The organism is Clostridium sp. AM29-11AC, assembly GCF_003480545.1.
Lineage (GTDB): Bacteria > Bacillota > Clostridia > Lachnospirales > Lachnospiraceae > Otoolea > Otoolea saccharolyticum_A.
This window is the reverse complement of the sequence record NZ_QUJI01000005.1, coordinates 195,311-210,848: the sequence shown is the minus strand read 5'-3', so window position 1 is coordinate 210,848 and position 15,538 is coordinate 195,311. Positions and strand designations below refer to the sequence as shown.

Below are 15,538 nucleotides of genomic sequence, written 5' to 3'. Positions count from 1 at the left end.
TATCGAATTCTTATCTGGAAGGTTTCATTCCCATAGACACAGAATATTTTACAGCCTCTTTGCTTACATTTTGGGGACTTACATCGTATTGAACGAATGCCCGGAGAAAAACGCAACTTTAACATTTAAAGAAGAATGCTAATATGGCGAGAGAAAGAAGACAACTTGAGACGATGGCTTTTACCGTAATCGGTTAGAACCTAAAGTAAAATTGATTGCCATGTTGTATCCTCCTATAGTGTATTCTCTCGGATAGCGCTATTGCTATCGGTTATATTTTATCAACATTTTAGATAAAATCAATAGTTTTATTGTAATTAAAATCGTAAATATCTTATTTTCTACAGTATTATCAGGGATAGCTTTGGCTATCCTTTTCCTTTGTCGAAAAATGGTGTATAATGAAAAAAAATCTTAAGTGAGGAAAAGTATGGCAAATATAATTGCGATAGTTTGGGATTTTGATAAAACACTTGTTGATGGATATATGCAAGACCCTATTTTTAGGTATTATAATGTAAATTCATCTGAGTTTTGGAAGGAAGTAAATGGCCTTCCTAAAAAGTATTTGGAAGAGCAAAATGTTAAAGTAAATCCAGATACAATATATTTGAATCAATTTATTAAGTACGCAAAAGGAGGAAGATTTAAAGGGTTAAATAATAAAAAATTAGAAGAATTTGGGAAGGAGCTTAAATTTTATCCGGGTGTTCCAGAAATATTCGAAAAGACAAAGAAATTAATAGAAGAAAATCCAATATATCAAGAGTATGACATAAAAGTAGAACATTACATAGTGAGTACGGGAATGAGTCAAATTATAAGAGGCTCATCCGTTATGCCATACGTCGAATATGTGTGGGGATGTGAATTAATTGAAGAGAAGGATGAGAATGGAGAACCTATAATCGGCGAAGTTGGGTATACCATAGACAATACAAGCAAAACGAGGGCTCTTTTTGAAATTAACAAAGGAGTTAATCATCATGAAGGCGTAGAAGTCAATACAAAAATACCGGAAGAATACAGAAGAGTGCATTTTATAAATATGGTTTATGTAGCAGATGGACCGAGTGATATCCCGGCTTTCTCTGTGGTAAACAAAAATAATGGAGCAACATTTGCTATATATCCCAAGGGGGACATGAAAGCGATGAAGCAAGTGGAGCAAATGAGAGCTGATGGAAGAATAAATATGTATGCAGAGGCTGATTATACAGAAGGAACCACTGCGTATATGTGGATATGCAATAAAATTAGTGAATTTGCAGAAAGAATTAGAGCGGAGGAAAAAGAAAAATTTTCAAAATATACTTCTGGTGGAACGCCGAAGCATTTAACGGAATAAACTAATAGTTTTAAGGCTCCACCTATCCGTGGCTCTTTTTCACACAAAGGAGGTTTTTCACACAAAGGAGGTGATCCCCACGACCAGAAAACAAAAGCTTTTCGTACAGGAATACCTTATCGACCTTAACGCCACCCAGGCGGCTATTCGCGCCGGCTACAGCCCGGAGAGCGCGGCAGATATTGGCAGTGAAAACCTGAGAAAACCCGATATCTGCGCGAGTATTGACAAGGCGATGGCGGAGCGTTCCCGGCGCCTGGGCCTTAACCAGGATCGGATCCTGATGGAGCTTGCCAAGATTGCCCTCTTAAACCCACAGCAGGTGGTCAATCTGGATGAGGCCACTGTCCGGGAGGATGCCCTCCCAGAGGATTTGGCTGCGGTGGCCTCTGTGAAGGTCAAGCGTTTTCCCACAAAGGATGGAGAAGGGATAGAGAGGGAAATTAAATTCTATGATAAAACCAAAGCCCTGGAGCTGGCCGGGAAGCATCTGGGAATGTTTCGGGATAAGGTGGATGTGAATGTCCAGACTTCCGGGAAGTTAGATGACATTATGAGTCAGCTGGGCGGTGAGGGCCTTGAAGAGTAGCAGCTTCCCGCTTTCTCAGAAGTACCTGGATTTTATCAATACGGTGGACGGTGTGGATGCGGACTTTCTGGAGGGGACAACGGCTTCCGGGAAGACGACGGTGGGTGCCGGTGTTAAGTTTATGCGGATGGTAAGCCGGAGTACAAAGAAGCTTCACATCATCGCATCGAAGACGACGGGAACTGCCGAGAAAAATATTATCCAGCAGGATAACGGGATTCTGGATCTGCATCGGGCAGCCCGGTACTATGGAAATGGGGATAAGGATTATAAGATTCCCCACATCAAATTTGAGGACAAGATTATTTTTGTCCTGGGCTATGATAACCGGGACAAGTGGGAGCTGGTTCTGGGTTCCCAGTTCGGCTGCGTTTACATTGATGAGATTAACACGGCCAATATTGACTTTGTCCGGGAGGTGTCCACCAGAAATGATTATCTGATGGCCACGCTGAACCCGGATGATCCGAACCTGCCGGTTTATAAGGAATTTATCAACCGTTCCAGGCCGTATAAAAAATATGAAAAGGCTGTCCCGCCGGAGATCATGGCGGAGCTTAAAGAGAAGCCAGTACCCAGATGGAGGTACTGGTTTTTTACGTTCCGGGATAATCTGAGTCTGACACCTGAGGCGATTCAGAAAAAGAAGGATGCAGCGCCGCCGGGCACCAAACTTTATAAGAACAAGATTCTGGGACTTCGGGGAAAAGCGACAGGACTGATTTTTCCTAACTTCGACCGGAGCAGGCATATGGTAACTGCTGCCTGGATAAAAACGGAGCAGCAGCTTGGGCGGCTCAAGTTCAAACGATTCTCTGCCGGACTGGATACATCTTATTCCAGCCGATCCCCGGACACCATTGCCATGATCTTTCAGGGCATTACCACAGACAGGCAGCTGATTATCCTGGATGAGAGAGTATACAGCAACGCAGAGCTTGACAAACCTTTGGCTCCTTCTGACACAGTGAAGAAGTTCCTTGAGTTCCTGGAAATAAATCAAAAAGAGTGGGGACTTGCCAGGGATGTTTTTATTGATTCAGCTGACCAGGCGACGATTACGGAGCTGAGAAAATATAAACGGCTTCACGGCTGCATCCATAATTTTTTGGATGCCTACAAGGCTCTTACGATTATGGACCGTATTAAACTGCAGCTGGGCTGGCTGCAGCAGGGGTGCTATCTGGTGGTAAACACCTGTGAGGAGCATATGGCGGAGCTGGAACGGTATTCATGGATGGAGGATAAGGACGAGCCCGAGGATCGCAATGACCATACGATTAATGCATCTCAGTATGGCTGGATTCCCTGGAGAAACTTAATCGGGTTTGAGGAGGATGAGAAATGAGGTGGCTGACAACTTTGAATGAGAATATAAAGCGGGGAGTCCGTTCCTGGCTGAATGTGCAGCCGGCGAGTCCCTGTGGAATACAGATTCAGGAGACAGCGGATTTTGAGCTGAATGCTATCCGCAACCGCATCTGGTACCGCGGTGACGGGAATGAGCTGGAACAGCTCTACGAACAGAGTGAAGAGTATGCAGACAGGTATAAGTTCTGGGCTTCCAGATGCACGCCGGGGATGGAGATGAGGAAGATTCACACCGGTCTTCCGGGACTGATGGTGAACGTGCTGACTTCCGTGGTTCTGGCGGATATGAATGACTTTGAATTTGAATCCGGGAAGCAGGAGGAGCTGTGGAAGCAGATTGAAAAGCAGAACCATTTCAGGAAAAAGATGGAGCGGGTGATCCGGGAGACTCTTTACATCGGAGACGGAGCCTGGAAGCTGACCTTAAACACGGCAAAGAGCGAATATCCGTACTTGCGGTGGTATCCGGGAGACCGGATAGAAATGGTCTGTGACGGAGACGAGCTGCAGGAGGTAGTGTTTAAGACGCCTTATAAGGAAAAAGGGCATCTGTATGTGCTGAATGAGCATTACGGCTACGGTTATATTCGGAATAAGCTGTACCTAGGAGACCGGGAAGTAGGACTGGAAGTATTGGAGCGGACGAGAGGACTTAGGGACTGGAAGTTTGATCCTTCTGTGATGTTAGCTGTTCCCTTCAAAGTATATGAGAGCGCAAAATGGGAAGGCCGCGGCGGAAGTATTTTTGACAGAAAGCGGGACAGCTTCGATGCTTTTGACGAGGTGTGGAGCCAGTGGATGGACGCTATGCGCAGCGGCCGGGCCAGAACCTACATTCCGGAATGCCTGGTTCCACGCAATCCCGAAACCGGGGAGCTGCTGAAACCTAATCCCTTTGACAACCGGTATTTTGCCGGGGACAACGACATGTCCGAAAAGGCGGAGAATAAAGTTCAGACGGAACAGCCGGACATTCCTCATGAGAGCTATCTGGCAGCCTATGTGACGGCTCTGGATCTCTGCCTGCAGGGAATTATCAGTCCATCTACCCTGGGAATTGACGTAAAGAAGTTAGACAATGCAGAGGCTCAGAGGGAGAAGGAAAAAGCGACCCTCTATACCCGCAATGCGATCGTGGAGGCCATTCAGAACGCACTTCCGGAGTTGATTTCTGCGTGCCTGAATTGCTACAACATCCTGATGAAGCAGCCAGTGGAGGAGGTCAGGGTGGATATTCCGTTTGGAGAGTATGCCAATCCATCCTTTGAGAGCCAGGTGGAAACCCTTGCCAAAGCCCGTCCGGGGGTGCCTATGATGAGCATTGAGGCCCAGGTGGAGGAGCTTTACGGGGACAGCAAGGATGAGCAGTGGAAGGCCGAGGAAGTAAAGCGGCTGAAGGCAGAGCAGGGGATCGAAGAGGCAGAAGAACCGGGGGTTAATCAGGCCGCCGGCTCTTTTCAGGTTCAGATGAAGGAGGAAATGAATGCAGGTGAAGGTCATGAACCGGGTGTACCGGATGAGCCGGGAGGAGTATCAGGGACTCCTCAAAGTAGCCAGTGAGCAGATTCCGTTTGGAATTTATGCTCTGGAGAAGGAAGGATATGCAGAGCTTCGCCATGACAGGTGTGAAAGTATCACGCAGCTGAAGGGGCTGACCAGACAGTTCCGGGCACAAGGCTTCCGGGTTTTGTCCAATCACGGACAGAAAGAAGACAGATAGGATTCGGAAAAACGGCAGGACCCGAAGGAATGAAAGGGGCACGGATAAGTGCGGCAGGATGAATATGACATTGGCGCAGCCTTTTCGGCCATCGAGGAGGAGCTGATCGCCTCTATGATGCGTAACATGGCCCGCCACCGGGCGGAGGAAACGAAAGAAGGGATTCAGTGGGCCATGTGGCAGGTACAGCAGCTGAAAGCTCTGGAAAGGTACAAGAGAGAGAATCAGAAACGGTACAGGGGGAAATTTCAGATCCTGAACCGGGAGATGAAGGAACTAATCCGGAAAGCCAGAGAGACGGGAGGAATGGAGCAGGAGAAGCGGATTCTTCAGGCTATAAGGAGAGGTTTCAAGGGATATGGGAAAAACCGTTCTGCGGCCCATCAGGCGGCGACGGCAGAGTTTTTCAAGCTGAATGACAGGAAGTTTGAGGCCCTGATTGAGGCTGTCACTCACGATATGGAAAAGGCGGAAACAGCGGTTCTCAGGATGGCGGAGGATCAGTACCGGAAGATAATTTTCAACGCTCAGGTTTACGCCAATACGGGAGCCGGAACCTATGAGCAGGCGGTGGATATGGCTTCCAGGAATTTTCTGGCGGCGGGACTAAACTGTATTGAGTATGTCAATGGGGCCAGGCACACCATTTCCGACTATGCGGATATGGCAATCCGAACGGCCAGCAAGCGGGCTTACCTTCAGGGGGAAGGGGAAAAGCGGCAGGAGTGGGGGATCAGCACGGTGATCATGAACAAGCGCGGGAACCCCTGTCCCAAGTGCCTTCCCTTCGTGGGAAAGGTGCTGATTGACGATGTGTGGAGCGGAGGACGAAAGGACGGAGTGGATCCGAATACAGGGAAACGGTACCCGCTGATGAGCAAAGCCATTGAGTATGGCCTTTATCATCCACGATGCAAGGACAGCCATACCACTTATTTTCCGGGAATCTCCACGGCGGATGACACCTGGACGAAACAAGAACTGGAGATGATCGAACAGAATTATGCCAGGGAACAAAAGAAACAGTATGCTAAGAGGCAGAAGGAAAAGTATGGACGGCTGGCGGAGTATTCGCTGGATGAGGGGAATAAGAAACGCTACACAGCAAAAGAAAAGCAGTGGGAAGAAGTTGCTGAAAGCCTGAATAGTGGTATAATGGAGTTATCACAGGAAGAACTGAGCGCCCTGTATCAGTATAAGAGTTTTGAGTCATATCCAATTAATGAAGCATTGAGAAACGCAAAGGATATGTCAGATCTTTCACCAGCACAGCAGCAGTTCGTGAAAAGACTAGATTCGGCTTTGCTTAAAATGCCGAGGTATGAGGGAAATTTGATACGAACGGTTAATTTTTCTGACTGGCCGGATTATACTGAGAAAGTAACTGATTTTGTTAAAGAATTTGTTCCGGGAAAAAATATTCAAATTAAGCAGTATTGGAGTACCTCAAAAGCAGAAGGTTATGATGATGCCGCTGATGTCTGGATATATATTGAGGATTCAAAAGCAGGAAGGGATATCAGTGCCATCGGCGCAGATGAAAAAGAAGTGCTTTATGAGAGAAATACAGAATTTACAGTAGTTAATAAAATATATTATAAGGGCAAATGGAATATTTTATTAAAGGAGGTTACATGATGGCATTAACTGCCCGTGAGTGGATTTTGCTGCCCAAAGAGGAACAGGAGATCCGTGGAAAAGAACTTTCAAGAGAGGAATGCCGTAAACTTCGTATGGAGTTAAGTGAAATTCATTTTACGGAAGAAGAAAAACGTCAGATGACAGAAGAAGAAAAGTACAAATTTACACATCCGAGGGAATTGACAGAAGAAGAAAAAGAAAGGAATTCCAAGGCACAGTTTCATGTAATGCAGGAATTTGGGCTGCTGCCGAAAGATATTACCTGGGAAGAATGGAGAAGCAGAGGATGCCCGCTTAATTGGAGGAAATAGTTAGGTGCAGGTTGAGCGATATGATAGAATGACCACCAGTCAGTAATGGCCGGTGGTATTTTTATACACAATTTTATTGCTGTGGATCAGCAGCAGAAAGGAGACAAGATGGATTTAAGGCCTATGGAATTAAAGGACACAGCTGCAATGATGTTAAGTGAGGACTACAAGGAGCGCTTTCGGGCTGAATACGGTCAGCTTACGATCCGCTATCAGAAGCTTAAAACCATGTTGGATAAGTGGGATCAGGGCGTACTGGACTTTAAGCCGACCTGTCCCAGAAGCACTTACAATATGCAGATTCGGGCAATGGCAGATTACATTGCAGTTCTGGAAGCGAGGGCAGTAATGGAAGATATTGTATTATAGTCATAGCAAGTCATTAAATTAGTCATAAGCGCGCAGGAATATCCTGGGCGTTATTTTTCTGCCCGAAGGCGTTAAACTACGCGGAGACACCGGGATACCAACTGTTTTGTGAGACACACATAAAACTGAATGGGGAGACACCCTAAAAACTGAAAGGAGAGAAACTATGAGAAAACGATTTCCAATGAATTTGCAGCTTTTTGCGGAAGGAGGGAATACAGGAAGCGTCACAGAAGGACAGAGCGGCCAGGGAGGGAGCACAGGAAGCCAGGGCGCTGGGAGCGGCTCACAGAGAGGTGCTGCCGGCCAGGGCCAGCCGGGCGTGGGAGACGGTACCGGCATCCAGTTTGACTATGAGAAGCTGGCTGGACTGATTGCGGGAAAAACGTCTGTCACTGAGGATACGGTTCTGAAATCTTATTTTAAGCAGCAGGGCCTTTCTCAGGAAGAAATGGCCCAGGCGATTCAGGCGTTTAAAGCTCAGAAGGCAGCGAACCAGCCGGACGTGGGGGCGCTGCAGAGTCAGGCAGCCCAGGCACAGAAGGCAGCCCAGGAGGCGCAGCTTGAAAAGGCAGCGGTCCTGGCGGCTGTGGGACTGGGGATAGATGCAAAAACAATCCCTTATCTCATTAAAATGACGGATCTGAGCCAGACGGTGGGACAGGACGGGAAAATCAATGAGGAGACGGTTACCAATGCTCTGAAAAAGACACTGGAGGATGTGCCGGGGCTGAAGCCTGCCCAGAGCAGTCAGGGAGGTTTTATCCAGATGGGGGCTTCCGGTTCAGGAAATCAGCAGCAGGCTGATGATGCGGCGCTGAAGGCGGCGTTTGGACTGAAATAGAAGAAAGAGAGGGAAAAGGATATGGCACTGCCAAAACCGCTGAGAAAGATAGAGGTTTATCTGTATGCCCTGGCAACAGGGGAGAAGGGAGGGCTGCCAAAGGCCAGGACAAGAGTAGAGTCCTATTTAAAGTATCTGGCAGAGAATCCTCCTCAGGGGCCGGCTGGTCCAAAAGGAGATGCAGGGAAAGGAGTTAAATCGATTACCCTTACAACGAATGAAACGGGGGCTGTAACAGGCGGAACCGTTACCTATACGGATGATTCTACGTCGCCAATTACAGTTACATCAAGTCAGGGATAGGAAAGGAAAGGTGAAATATGGCAGTTTATAGTTATGCAGAACAGTTTACTCAGTTTCTGGCCCAGAAGTATGCGAAGGAGCTTTGCTCCGACGCCCTGGCCCAGAGCAACCAGCAGGTGAAGTTTTTGAATGCGCAGACCATCAAGCTCCCCAGAATTACAGTATCGGGATACAAGGATCATACGAGGAGCCTTGGATTTAATTCAGGCACTCTTTCCAATGACTGGGAACCGAAAAAGCTGGCACATGACAGGGATATTGAGTTCTGGATTGATCCGATGGACATTGATGAGACCAATCTGGCTCTGTCTGTGGCGAATATTCAGAATACCTTTGAGGAAGAGCAGGCGATCCCGGAGAAGGATTCATATCGGTTTTCCAAGCTTCATGCAGAACTGACCGCTTATTCTGGAAGGATTGACAAGACCGTGGTGGATGCAGCTGTATTTCTGGAGCAGTTTGATACAGAGATGGCTCTGATGGATGAGGCGGGAGTTCCAGAGGAGGGGCGCATCATCTATGTGACGCCTGCCATGAATAAGATTGTAAAAGAGTCAGATGGACTTCAGAGGGTTGTTACAGTAACCTCTCCGGTGAGCGTAAACAGAAAAGTACATAGTCTGGACGATGTGCAGATTAAGATGGTTCCGGCAGCCCGTATGAAGAGTAAATATGACTTTACAAATGGATGCGTGGCAGCGGAGGATGCAGATCAGATCAACTGGATTTTAGTCCACCCGTCCTGCGTGGTAGCAAGGGACAAATACAGTTATATCAAACTCTTTACACCTGGGACAGACTCCAGGACGGCAGACGGTTATCTGTATCAGAACCGGTGCTATGGGGATCTGTTCCTGCTTGAGAGGAAGGCGGCCGGATGTGCCATGAATGTGACTGCTCATGCTGGCGACTAAAGGAGGTGAGGGCAGGAAATGAAGGCAGTAAAGGGAAATAAGGTGTATACCATTGATGAAATGCAGAAGAATTTTTATACGGACAGCGGGTTTGACATTTTGGATGATGAGGGCAGAGTGATAGCTTATGGACGCGGAAAAATGGTTCCCTATGGCGAGTTTGAAGCTTTGAAGCAGGAAAATGAGAGGCTTATAAAGGAATGTGATGCACTGAGAACAGAGCTGGCTCAGCTTCGGGCATCTTCCAGTGATGAGGCAGAGAGGACTCATGAAAGGGAAGCGGCAGGAAAGCGGGGAAAGACTGCAAAGGACGGTGAGTGATCAGATGGGATATGAGCCCTATGCGACAGCGGAGTATTACCACAGTAAATATGGAGGAACGGCGATTCCAGACGAGGTCCTTGAACGGATGCTCCGTCAGGCCAGCCGCCATATTGATTCCCTGACCTATAACCGGATTGTAGGCAGGGGATTTTCTCGTTTGTCGCCATTCCAGCAGGAAGTGATTCAGGAGACAGTCTGCCGGCAGGCAGATTTTGAGTATGAGAATGCCTCTGTATTGGAGAGTATTCTGGCTTCCTACAGTGTAAACGGAGTGTCTATGGGATTCAATGGACAGGCCTGGAATGTGTTTACTGAAAAGGGAATCGCCATGAAGCGGGATGATTATGGTCTGCTGGCACAGACAGGTCTGACCTGCCGGCTGGCAGCTGGGCGGTGAGGTGGCCCGAACTTGTGCCGGAGCGTTTCTGCCGGACGCCGGCGCAGGTGATTTTGTATGGAGAAGGTCTGACAGAGGACGGTGGGCCGGAAGTGATTTTCTCCGGGGAGATCAGGTGCAATTACCAGGATAAGGGAAAGACAGTACTGACAGCGGAGAAAAAGCTGATTAAGCTGTCCGGATGCGCTCTTATACCCGGGGACGCCTTTCCGGAAGCGGCTGCCATCACGGGAGGAAAAATCACGGTGTTTGGCGTTACCCGCCGGATCTGGCAGGGTGAGAAAGCCAGGAATCCGGACGGAACGGTGAATTATACGAGATTGGATGTGGAGTGATGAAGGTAAATTCCATTGTAAAGATGAATTTCGGGAGAATCCGGGAACTGAACCAGGCGGCGGTGGCAGCTCTGGAAAGGACGGCGGAGGCACTGCACACAGAGGTTGCGCAGGCTCAGGTGATGCCCTTTGATACGGGCCATCTCCAGGAGGATGCGACGTTTGTGGAGTACAAGGATTCTGCGCAGGGAAAGGTTTCGATTATCTCTTCCACGCCGTATGCACGCCGCCTCTACTATCACCCGGAATATCAGTTCCAGACGGACGAAAATCCATTTGCCGGAGGCGAATGGTACCAGTCATGGCTTCCGGGAGGCGTCAGCGAGAATTGTGCGAAAGAAGCGTTCCGGAAGTTTTATAAGAAGGAGGCGGATGTATAGATGCTGACATTGGCGGATGTGAAAGACTGGCTGAAGGGTTTTCAGGTGGGGGAACATTTCTACTGTGGAAAGATTGACAGCAAGCCGGAGAAAACCATCGGCGTGTATCAGAGGAAACCTTCCGGACAGCCCAGAGTGGCTCTGGGAGGTCTTGAAAATACTTCCTATGAGGTGAAACAGATTTCGGTTCTGGTTCACTGGAACCAGTATTCCTCCCAGACAGAGGAGGCTGCTGCAAGCCTGTATGAGAAGATCCGTTCAGCTGGCGAAGAGGGTCTTACTATCAGGGATACACGGGTGTTTTTCATCCGCATGGAGGTTCCTGAGCCGGTGGACGTGGGGACGGATGAGGGCGGCATATATGAACGTGTGATCTGGTTTGATGTGATTTATGAAAGGAGTGAATGAGAATGGCAAAGACAGGTGTATTTCCATGTTATGAAAATCAGTTTAAGGTAGGGGATGCCAAGGAAGGAGCCACCTCTATCGCAGATATGGAGACCTTTTCTGTCAGCTTTGACAACGGCGTGGAAGAGTGGACGCCGTTTGATACGGAAGGCTGGGTAAGACGCCTTTTAACGGCTAAGGGCATTACGATTTCTGTCACTGGAAAGAGAAATGTAGGGGATACAGGAAACGATTATGTGGCGGACAAGGCTTTTAAAAACGGCAGGGACGCAGAGGGGTATTTTGCCTGGACATTTCCAGATGGGACTACGGTTTCCTGGAATATGGCCGTGATTAACGTGAAAAATATAGGCGCCGGCGATTCGACGGCAGTAGGGCCTTTGGAGTTTGATATTCTGAGCAACGGAAAGCCGACGATTGAGAGTGCTGAGTCGGAAGACGGCGGAGTATAGGGGGAAAGAGATGGGAAGAAAGATTGATATTACTGAGAAACTGAACTTTGAGGAAGCCCCGGTTCTTTTAATCCAGGGGAAAGAGATTCATGTCAATGACGATGCGGTGACGATGCTGTCTGTTATGCAGCTCATGGGGAAAAAGGAACCATCAGTGGGAGAGATTATGAAGGTTTATGAAAAGCTGTTCCCGGCAGCAGACCGGAAAGTGATGGAACAGGAGTTAAAGCTTCGGTTCAGCAGCCTGATTACGGTGATCAAAGAGGCGATTGAACTGATCTCGGGAGATGTGACAGACCAGGGAGAGTGATGACCCGTACTACGATCTGTTTGAGGACTTTGATCTGATCGTGTCATCGTTTCTTTCGCAGTACGGGTTTCGGATTTACTCAGACGATTTCAGAAAAATGAAGTGGGAGGAGTTCAAAGCCCTCCTTTCGGGACTGGGGCCTGACACACCTTTGGGGAGAATGGTACAGATTCGTTCTGAGGAGGATGAGGAAATACTCAAATATTTTACTCCGGAGCAGAAGCGGATCCGCCGGGAGTGGAGACTCAGAAATGTTGAGGAAAAGAGCGAGGAGGAACTTGCTTCGGTGCTGGAATCGTTAAAGCAGGCCTTCATCCGGATGGCAGGAGGTGATATGCATTGAGAGGATAAGGAAAGAGAAACAGAGGGAAAATCGGGAAAAGGTGCGCTGCCCCTTCTGCGGGTATCCGGTCAACGCCTTTCGGGCGGAGGAGGCCTCCTGCAGAGGGGTATTTTTTAAGTGCAAGAACAGGAATTGCAGGAAGGAATTTGAATTAAAAATCTAGGACGCTGTGCCCATGTGCCTGTCCATTAAAAGGCAGGTGAATGGGTATGGCAGCAGACAGTGCAGGCCAGATTGGACTGGATCTGGTTATCAATCAGAATGATTTTAACAGGCAGCTGAAAGGGATTCAGTCCCTTGCAAAGAAGGCTGGAGCAGCTCTGGCAGCGGCGTTTACCGTTAAGACGCTGGTGAACTTTGGAAAAGAGTGCATAGAACTGGGAAGCGATCTCCAGGAGGTACAGAACGTAGTGGATGTGACCTTCCCGGCTATGTCAAAGCAGGTGGACGCTTTCGCAAAGAATGCGGCCGCGCAGTTTGGACTTTCGGAAACCATGGCCAAACGGTTCACGGGAACCTTTGGTGCTATGGCAAAGGCTTTCGGTTTTAACGAGCAGGCGGCCTATGAGATGGGAACTGCCCTGACCGGGCTGGCCGGGGATGTAGCGTCTTTTTACAATATCAGCCAGGATGAGGCGTATACAAAGCTCAAGTCTGTATTTACCGGAGAGACAGAGAGCCTGAAGGATTTGGGCGTGGTGATGACCCAGACAGCCCTTGACCAGTACGCACTGGCAAATGGTTATGGAAAGACCACAGCGGCCATGTCGGAAGCAGAGAAGGTGGCTCTCCGCTACAGCTTTGTCCAGCAGCAGCTGACTGCAGCGGCCGGGGATTTTGCAAGAACCTCTGACAGCTGGGCCAACCAGGTACGGGTGCTGAATCTCCAGTTTGACAGTCTGAAGGCTACCATCGGCCAGGGACTGATTAATGTATTTACGCCTCTCCTGAAGGTGATTAATTCTGTTATCGGAAAACTTCAGACTCTGGCCAATGCGTTCCTTGCGGTGACAAATCTGTTTTCCGGAAAGAAGCAGCAGGCCTCTGGCATGGGGCAGGTGATTGAGGATGCCAGCGAGGCGGCCGGAGCTGTCGGAGGAATCGGAGACGCCGCTCAGGGAGCTGCCGGAGCAGCTAAGAAAGCCGCCAAGGAGATGGCGAAGGCTTTTTCCATTGATGAGCTGAATATTGTACCACAGGATTCTGAAGCTGGTGGCTCGGGAGGAGCTGGAATTGGTGCCGGCGGGATTGATGTGGGAGGAATGGCTCCTGATGCAGTGGATACCGGGGCGCTGGATACAATGGATGCCAGACTTTTAGAGATGCTGCAGGGATGGCAGAAGGCAGTACAGCCAACCATCGAGGCCTTCAAACGTTTGGGAGAAGCTTTGGATCCGCTGAAGCAGTTTGCAGCACAGGCACTCATTGATTTCTATGAGCATTTCTTAAAGCCGGTTGCTGTGTGGACATTTGGGGAAGGGCTTCCAAGGTTTATTGATGCTATTACAAACGGACTGGGAAAAATCAACTGGCAGCCTATTAATGATGCACTGGTACGCCTTTGGGATGCACTCGCCAGGTTTAGTACAGACGTAGTGGGGGAAGGACTGCTGTGGATCTGGGAAAATGTTCTGGTGCCGCTGGCTTCCTGGACGATCAGTAATATTGCACCGCTGTTTTTTGAAGCTTTAGCTGCGGCTTTTTCGATTGTAAATAATGCCGCAGAAGCTTTACAGCCATTATGGCAGTGGCTTTGGGATTATCTGTTTCTTCCCTTGGCGCAGTGGACAGGCGGAATTGCAATCAGCATTTTGCAGCAGCTGGTGGGGGCTCTGGAAAACTTTGCAGATACTATTTCTCAAACATCGGGCGTATGGGAAAGCATAATTCATTTTTTTGAAAAATTAAAGAAGACCTATGATACCTCTATAGTACCTATGCTGGACGCATTCGGGAAAGGTTTTTCTGAAATAGCAAAGGTTGTGCTGGAAGCATTTCAGACTCACATCCTTCCTATCCTTCAATCTGCGTCGGATCAGTTTTCGGCATTCTGTACAGAGCATCTGCAGCCTCTGATAGATAAATTTTTAGAATTTGCAGGTAAGGTTTCGGAGTGCATTACAGTGGTATGGCAGAATATTTTAGCCCCATTTATTGCATGGTTTGCCGAAACGATAGCACCCGTAATTGGAACGCAAATTCAGGCAGCCATAGATGTGTTCTTTCTGTTTCTGGACGCTGTATCTGAGATTGTGGAATCTGTACTGGATGTTTTGAACGGCATTCTGGATTTTCTTTTAGGTGTCTTTACCGGGGACTGGAAGCGGGCGTGGAATGGCATTAAACAGTTTGTAGAAGCAATCTGGAATGCCATTAAAGCCATGATTAATTTAGTGTTTGATGCAATCGTTCTGTTTATCTCTTCCAAGCTGGAGTACATCAGTACTCTCTGGACTACCATCTGGACGGCGATCAAAGATTTCGTAAATTCCATCTGGGAAGGAATTAAGAATATCATCAGCAGTCTGATTGACTCCATCCACCAGAAGATCAGTACCGTGATGGATGGAATTAAGAATGGCATTTCCACAGCTCTTGATACAATTAAGAAGGCCTGGTCAGATACCTGGGACAATCTGAAGAAGAAAACAGAGGATATTTTTAATAATATCTGGAAGACCATCAAGGGTATTATCAATAACATTATCGGCGGCGTGGAAAAGATGGTAAACAATGTGGTCAGAGCCATCAACAAGATGATTGAGGCGGTCAACAGCGTTGCGGATCATGTTCCGGGAATCGATGATGAGCTGATTCCTGAAATTCCAGAGCTGCATCTTCCACGTCTGGCCCAGGGCGGCTACGTGAAAGCCAACACGCCCCGACTGGCTGTGATTGGAGATAACAAAAGAGAGGGAGAGATTGTTTCACCGGAGAGCAAGCTCCTCGATATGGCCCGGACTGCAGCCGGCATGGCAGCAGGAGGAATGGGGAGCAGTGAGCAGATGGAGCGCATGATTGAGCTTCTTCAGAGAATTATCAGCCTGATAGAATCCCTTGATATGGTTGTGAATGTAGATATACGGGAAATTCACAGGAAATTAAAGGAGCTGGATAAGCGCTCGGGATACACACTGAGGCGGACGTAAATGCCGGAAAAGAAAGAAGAAGGAAGGGGA

General features: G+C 48.3%; 19 protein-coding genes and 1 pseudogene. All 20 read left to right on the top strand.

The genetic code is table 11. The features are described 5' to 3' along the window. Window positions 1–430: 430 nt before the first annotated feature. The 20 genes and pseudogenes from DW757_RS06210 (at window position 431) to DW757_RS06115 (ending at window position 15,508) form a co-directional block, all read left to right on the top strand. Window positions 431–1,348: an HAD family hydrolase gene (locus DW757_RS06210; protein WP_118751277.1), complete on the top strand. Its 918-nt coding sequence runs from the start codon at window positions 431–433 to the stop codon at window positions 1,346–1,348. A 28-nt stretch (window positions 1,349–1,376) separates the two neighbouring features. Next, a complete protein-coding gene (locus DW757_RS06205; protein ID WP_243033441.1) occupies window positions 1,377–1,937 on the top strand; it encodes a terminase small subunit in 561 nt (186 codons plus the stop codon). Next, window positions 1,927–3,285, top strand: a complete 1,359-nt coding sequence (locus DW757_RS06200; RefSeq protein ID WP_118751276.1) for a terminase — start codon at window positions 1,927–1,929, stop codon at window positions 3,283–3,285. The genes DW757_RS06205 and DW757_RS06200 overlap by 11 nt, the downstream gene beginning before the upstream one ends. Then, window positions 3,282–4,868, top strand: a complete 1,587-nt coding sequence (locus DW757_RS06195; protein WP_118751275.1) for a capsid protein — start codon at window positions 3,282–3,284, stop codon at window positions 4,866–4,868. Before DW757_RS06200 ends, DW757_RS06195 begins: the two co-directional genes overlap by 4 nt. Further along, window positions 4,792–5,028 (top strand): hypothetical protein, encoded by a 237-nt coding sequence (locus DW757_RS06190; protein WP_243033439.1) that lies wholly within the window; start codon window positions 4,792–4,794, stop codon window positions 5,026–5,028. Before DW757_RS06195 ends, DW757_RS06190 begins: the two co-directional genes overlap by 77 nt. A gap of 48 nt (window positions 5,029–5,076) precedes the next feature. Further along, window positions 5,077–6,666: a phage minor capsid protein gene (locus tag DW757_RS06185; protein ID WP_118751274.1), complete on the top strand. Its 1,590-nt coding sequence runs from the start codon at window positions 5,077–5,079 to the stop codon at window positions 6,664–6,666. Beyond that, entirely contained in the window at window positions 6,636–6,980 is a 345-nt protein-coding gene (locus DW757_RS06180) for a hypothetical protein (protein WP_147355630.1), read from the top strand. The genes DW757_RS06185 and DW757_RS06180 overlap by 31 nt, the downstream gene beginning before the upstream one ends. 108 nt (window positions 6,981–7,088) lie before the next feature. Further along, a complete protein-coding gene (locus DW757_RS06175; protein ID WP_243033435.1) occupies window positions 7,089–7,349 on the top strand; it encodes a hypothetical protein in 261 nt (86 codons plus the stop codon). A gap of 166 nt (window positions 7,350–7,515) precedes the next feature. Beyond that, window positions 7,516–8,193: a hypothetical protein gene (locus DW757_RS06170; protein WP_118751272.1), complete on the top strand. Its 678-nt coding sequence runs from the start codon at window positions 7,516–7,518 to the stop codon at window positions 8,191–8,193. A gap of 21 nt (window positions 8,194–8,214) precedes the next feature. Beyond that, window positions 8,215–8,496, top strand: coding sequence for a hypothetical protein (locus tag DW757_RS06165; protein ID WP_118751271.1), 282 nt, complete (start codon window positions 8,215–8,217; stop codon window positions 8,494–8,496). 17 nt (window positions 8,497–8,513) lie between these two features. Further along, on the top strand, window positions 8,514–9,410 hold the full coding sequence (locus DW757_RS06160; protein ID WP_118751270.1) for a capsid protein: 897 nt from the start codon (window positions 8,514–8,516) through the stop codon (window positions 9,408–9,410). Window positions 9,411–9,428: 18 nt separating this feature from the next. Continuing rightward, window positions 9,429–9,731, top strand: a complete 303-nt coding sequence (locus tag DW757_RS06155) for a hypothetical protein (protein WP_118751269.1) — start codon at window positions 9,429–9,431, stop codon at window positions 9,729–9,731. Beyond that, complete coding sequence (locus DW757_RS06150; protein WP_243033432.1) at window positions 9,724–10,131, top strand: hypothetical protein; 408 nt, start codon at window positions 9,724–9,726, stop codon at window positions 10,129–10,131. The genes DW757_RS06155 and DW757_RS06150 overlap by 8 nt, the downstream gene beginning before the upstream one ends. Window positions 10,132–10,145: 14 nt before the next feature. After that, window positions 10,146–10,466 carry a hypothetical protein gene (locus tag DW757_RS06145; RefSeq protein WP_243033429.1) on the top strand — a complete coding sequence of 107 codons (321 nt, stop codon included), beginning with the start codon at window positions 10,146–10,148 and terminating at the stop codon, window positions 10,464–10,466. After that, window positions 10,466–10,846 carry a hypothetical protein gene (locus DW757_RS06140; protein WP_118751266.1) on the top strand — a complete coding sequence of 127 codons (381 nt, stop codon included), beginning with the start codon at window positions 10,466–10,468 and terminating at the stop codon, window positions 10,844–10,846. The genes DW757_RS06145 and DW757_RS06140 overlap by 1 nt, the downstream gene beginning before the upstream one ends. Further along, the gene (locus tag DW757_RS06135; protein WP_118751265.1) at window positions 10,847–11,254 is read left to right on the top strand and encodes a minor capsid protein; all 408 of its coding nucleotides are present in this window, start codon (window positions 10,847–10,849) and stop codon (window positions 11,252–11,254) included. It abuts the gene before it with no gap. A 2-nt stretch (window positions 11,255–11,256) separates the two neighbouring features. Then, window positions 11,257–11,706, top strand: a complete 450-nt coding sequence (locus tag DW757_RS06130) for a hypothetical protein (protein WP_118751264.1) — start codon at window positions 11,257–11,259, stop codon at window positions 11,704–11,706. Between the two features lie 10 nt (window positions 11,707–11,716). Beyond that, on the top strand, window positions 11,717–12,016 hold the full coding sequence (locus tag DW757_RS06125; protein WP_118751263.1) for a hypothetical protein: 300 nt from the start codon (window positions 11,717–11,719) through the stop codon (window positions 12,014–12,016). 13 nt (window positions 12,017–12,029) lie between these two features. After that, window positions 12,030–12,359: pseudogene (locus tag DW757_RS17910) on the top strand (Gp15 family bacteriophage protein); the annotation flags it as partial. Window positions 12,360–12,568: 209 nt separating this feature from the next. Next, window positions 12,569–15,508, top strand: a complete 2,940-nt coding sequence (locus DW757_RS06115) for a hypothetical protein (RefSeq protein ID WP_118751261.1) — start codon at window positions 12,569–12,571, stop codon at window positions 15,506–15,508. Window positions 15,509–15,538 lie beyond the last annotated feature (30 nt).

Excerpts from the sequence above, each read along its gene's own strand:
- DW757_RS06210 (WP_118751277.1), top strand. The coding sequence starts at position 431 with ATGGCAAATATAATTGCGATAGTTTGGGATTTTGATAAAACACTTGTT.
- DW757_RS06195 (WP_118751275.1), top strand. The coding sequence starts at position 3,282 with ATGAGGTGGCTGACAACTTTGAATGAGAATATAAAGCGGGGAGTCCGT.
- DW757_RS06190 (WP_243033439.1), top strand. The coding sequence starts at position 4,792 with ATGCAGGTGAAGGTCATGAACCGGGTGTACCGGATGAGCCGGGAGGAG.
- DW757_RS06180 (WP_147355630.1), top strand. The coding sequence starts at position 6,636 with ATGGAATATTTTATTAAAGGAGGTTACATGATGGCATTAACTGCCCGT.
- DW757_RS06175 (WP_243033435.1), top strand. The coding sequence starts at position 7,089 with ATGGATTTAAGGCCTATGGAATTAAAGGACACAGCTGCAATGATGTTA.
- DW757_RS06170 (WP_118751272.1), top strand. The coding sequence starts at position 7,516 with ATGAGAAAACGATTTCCAATGAATTTGCAGCTTTTTGCGGAAGGAGGG.
- DW757_RS06165 (WP_118751271.1), top strand. The coding sequence starts at position 8,215 with ATGGCACTGCCAAAACCGCTGAGAAAGATAGAGGTTTATCTGTATGCC.
- DW757_RS06160 (WP_118751270.1), top strand. The coding sequence starts at position 8,514 with ATGGCAGTTTATAGTTATGCAGAACAGTTTACTCAGTTTCTGGCCCAG.
- DW757_RS06155 (WP_118751269.1), top strand. The coding sequence starts at position 9,429 with ATGAAGGCAGTAAAGGGAAATAAGGTGTATACCATTGATGAAATGCAG.
- DW757_RS06140 (WP_118751266.1), top strand. The coding sequence starts at position 10,466 with ATGAAGGTAAATTCCATTGTAAAGATGAATTTCGGGAGAATCCGGGAA.
- DW757_RS06135 (WP_118751265.1), top strand. The coding sequence starts at position 10,847 with ATGCTGACATTGGCGGATGTGAAAGACTGGCTGAAGGGTTTTCAGGTG.
- DW757_RS06130 (WP_118751264.1), top strand. The coding sequence starts at position 11,257 with ATGGCAAAGACAGGTGTATTTCCATGTTATGAAAATCAGTTTAAGGTA.
- DW757_RS06125 (WP_118751263.1), top strand. The coding sequence starts at position 11,717 with ATGGGAAGAAAGATTGATATTACTGAGAAACTGAACTTTGAGGAAGCC.
- DW757_RS06115 (WP_118751261.1), top strand. The coding sequence starts at position 12,569 with ATGGCAGCAGACAGTGCAGGCCAGATTGGACTGGATCTGGTTATCAAT.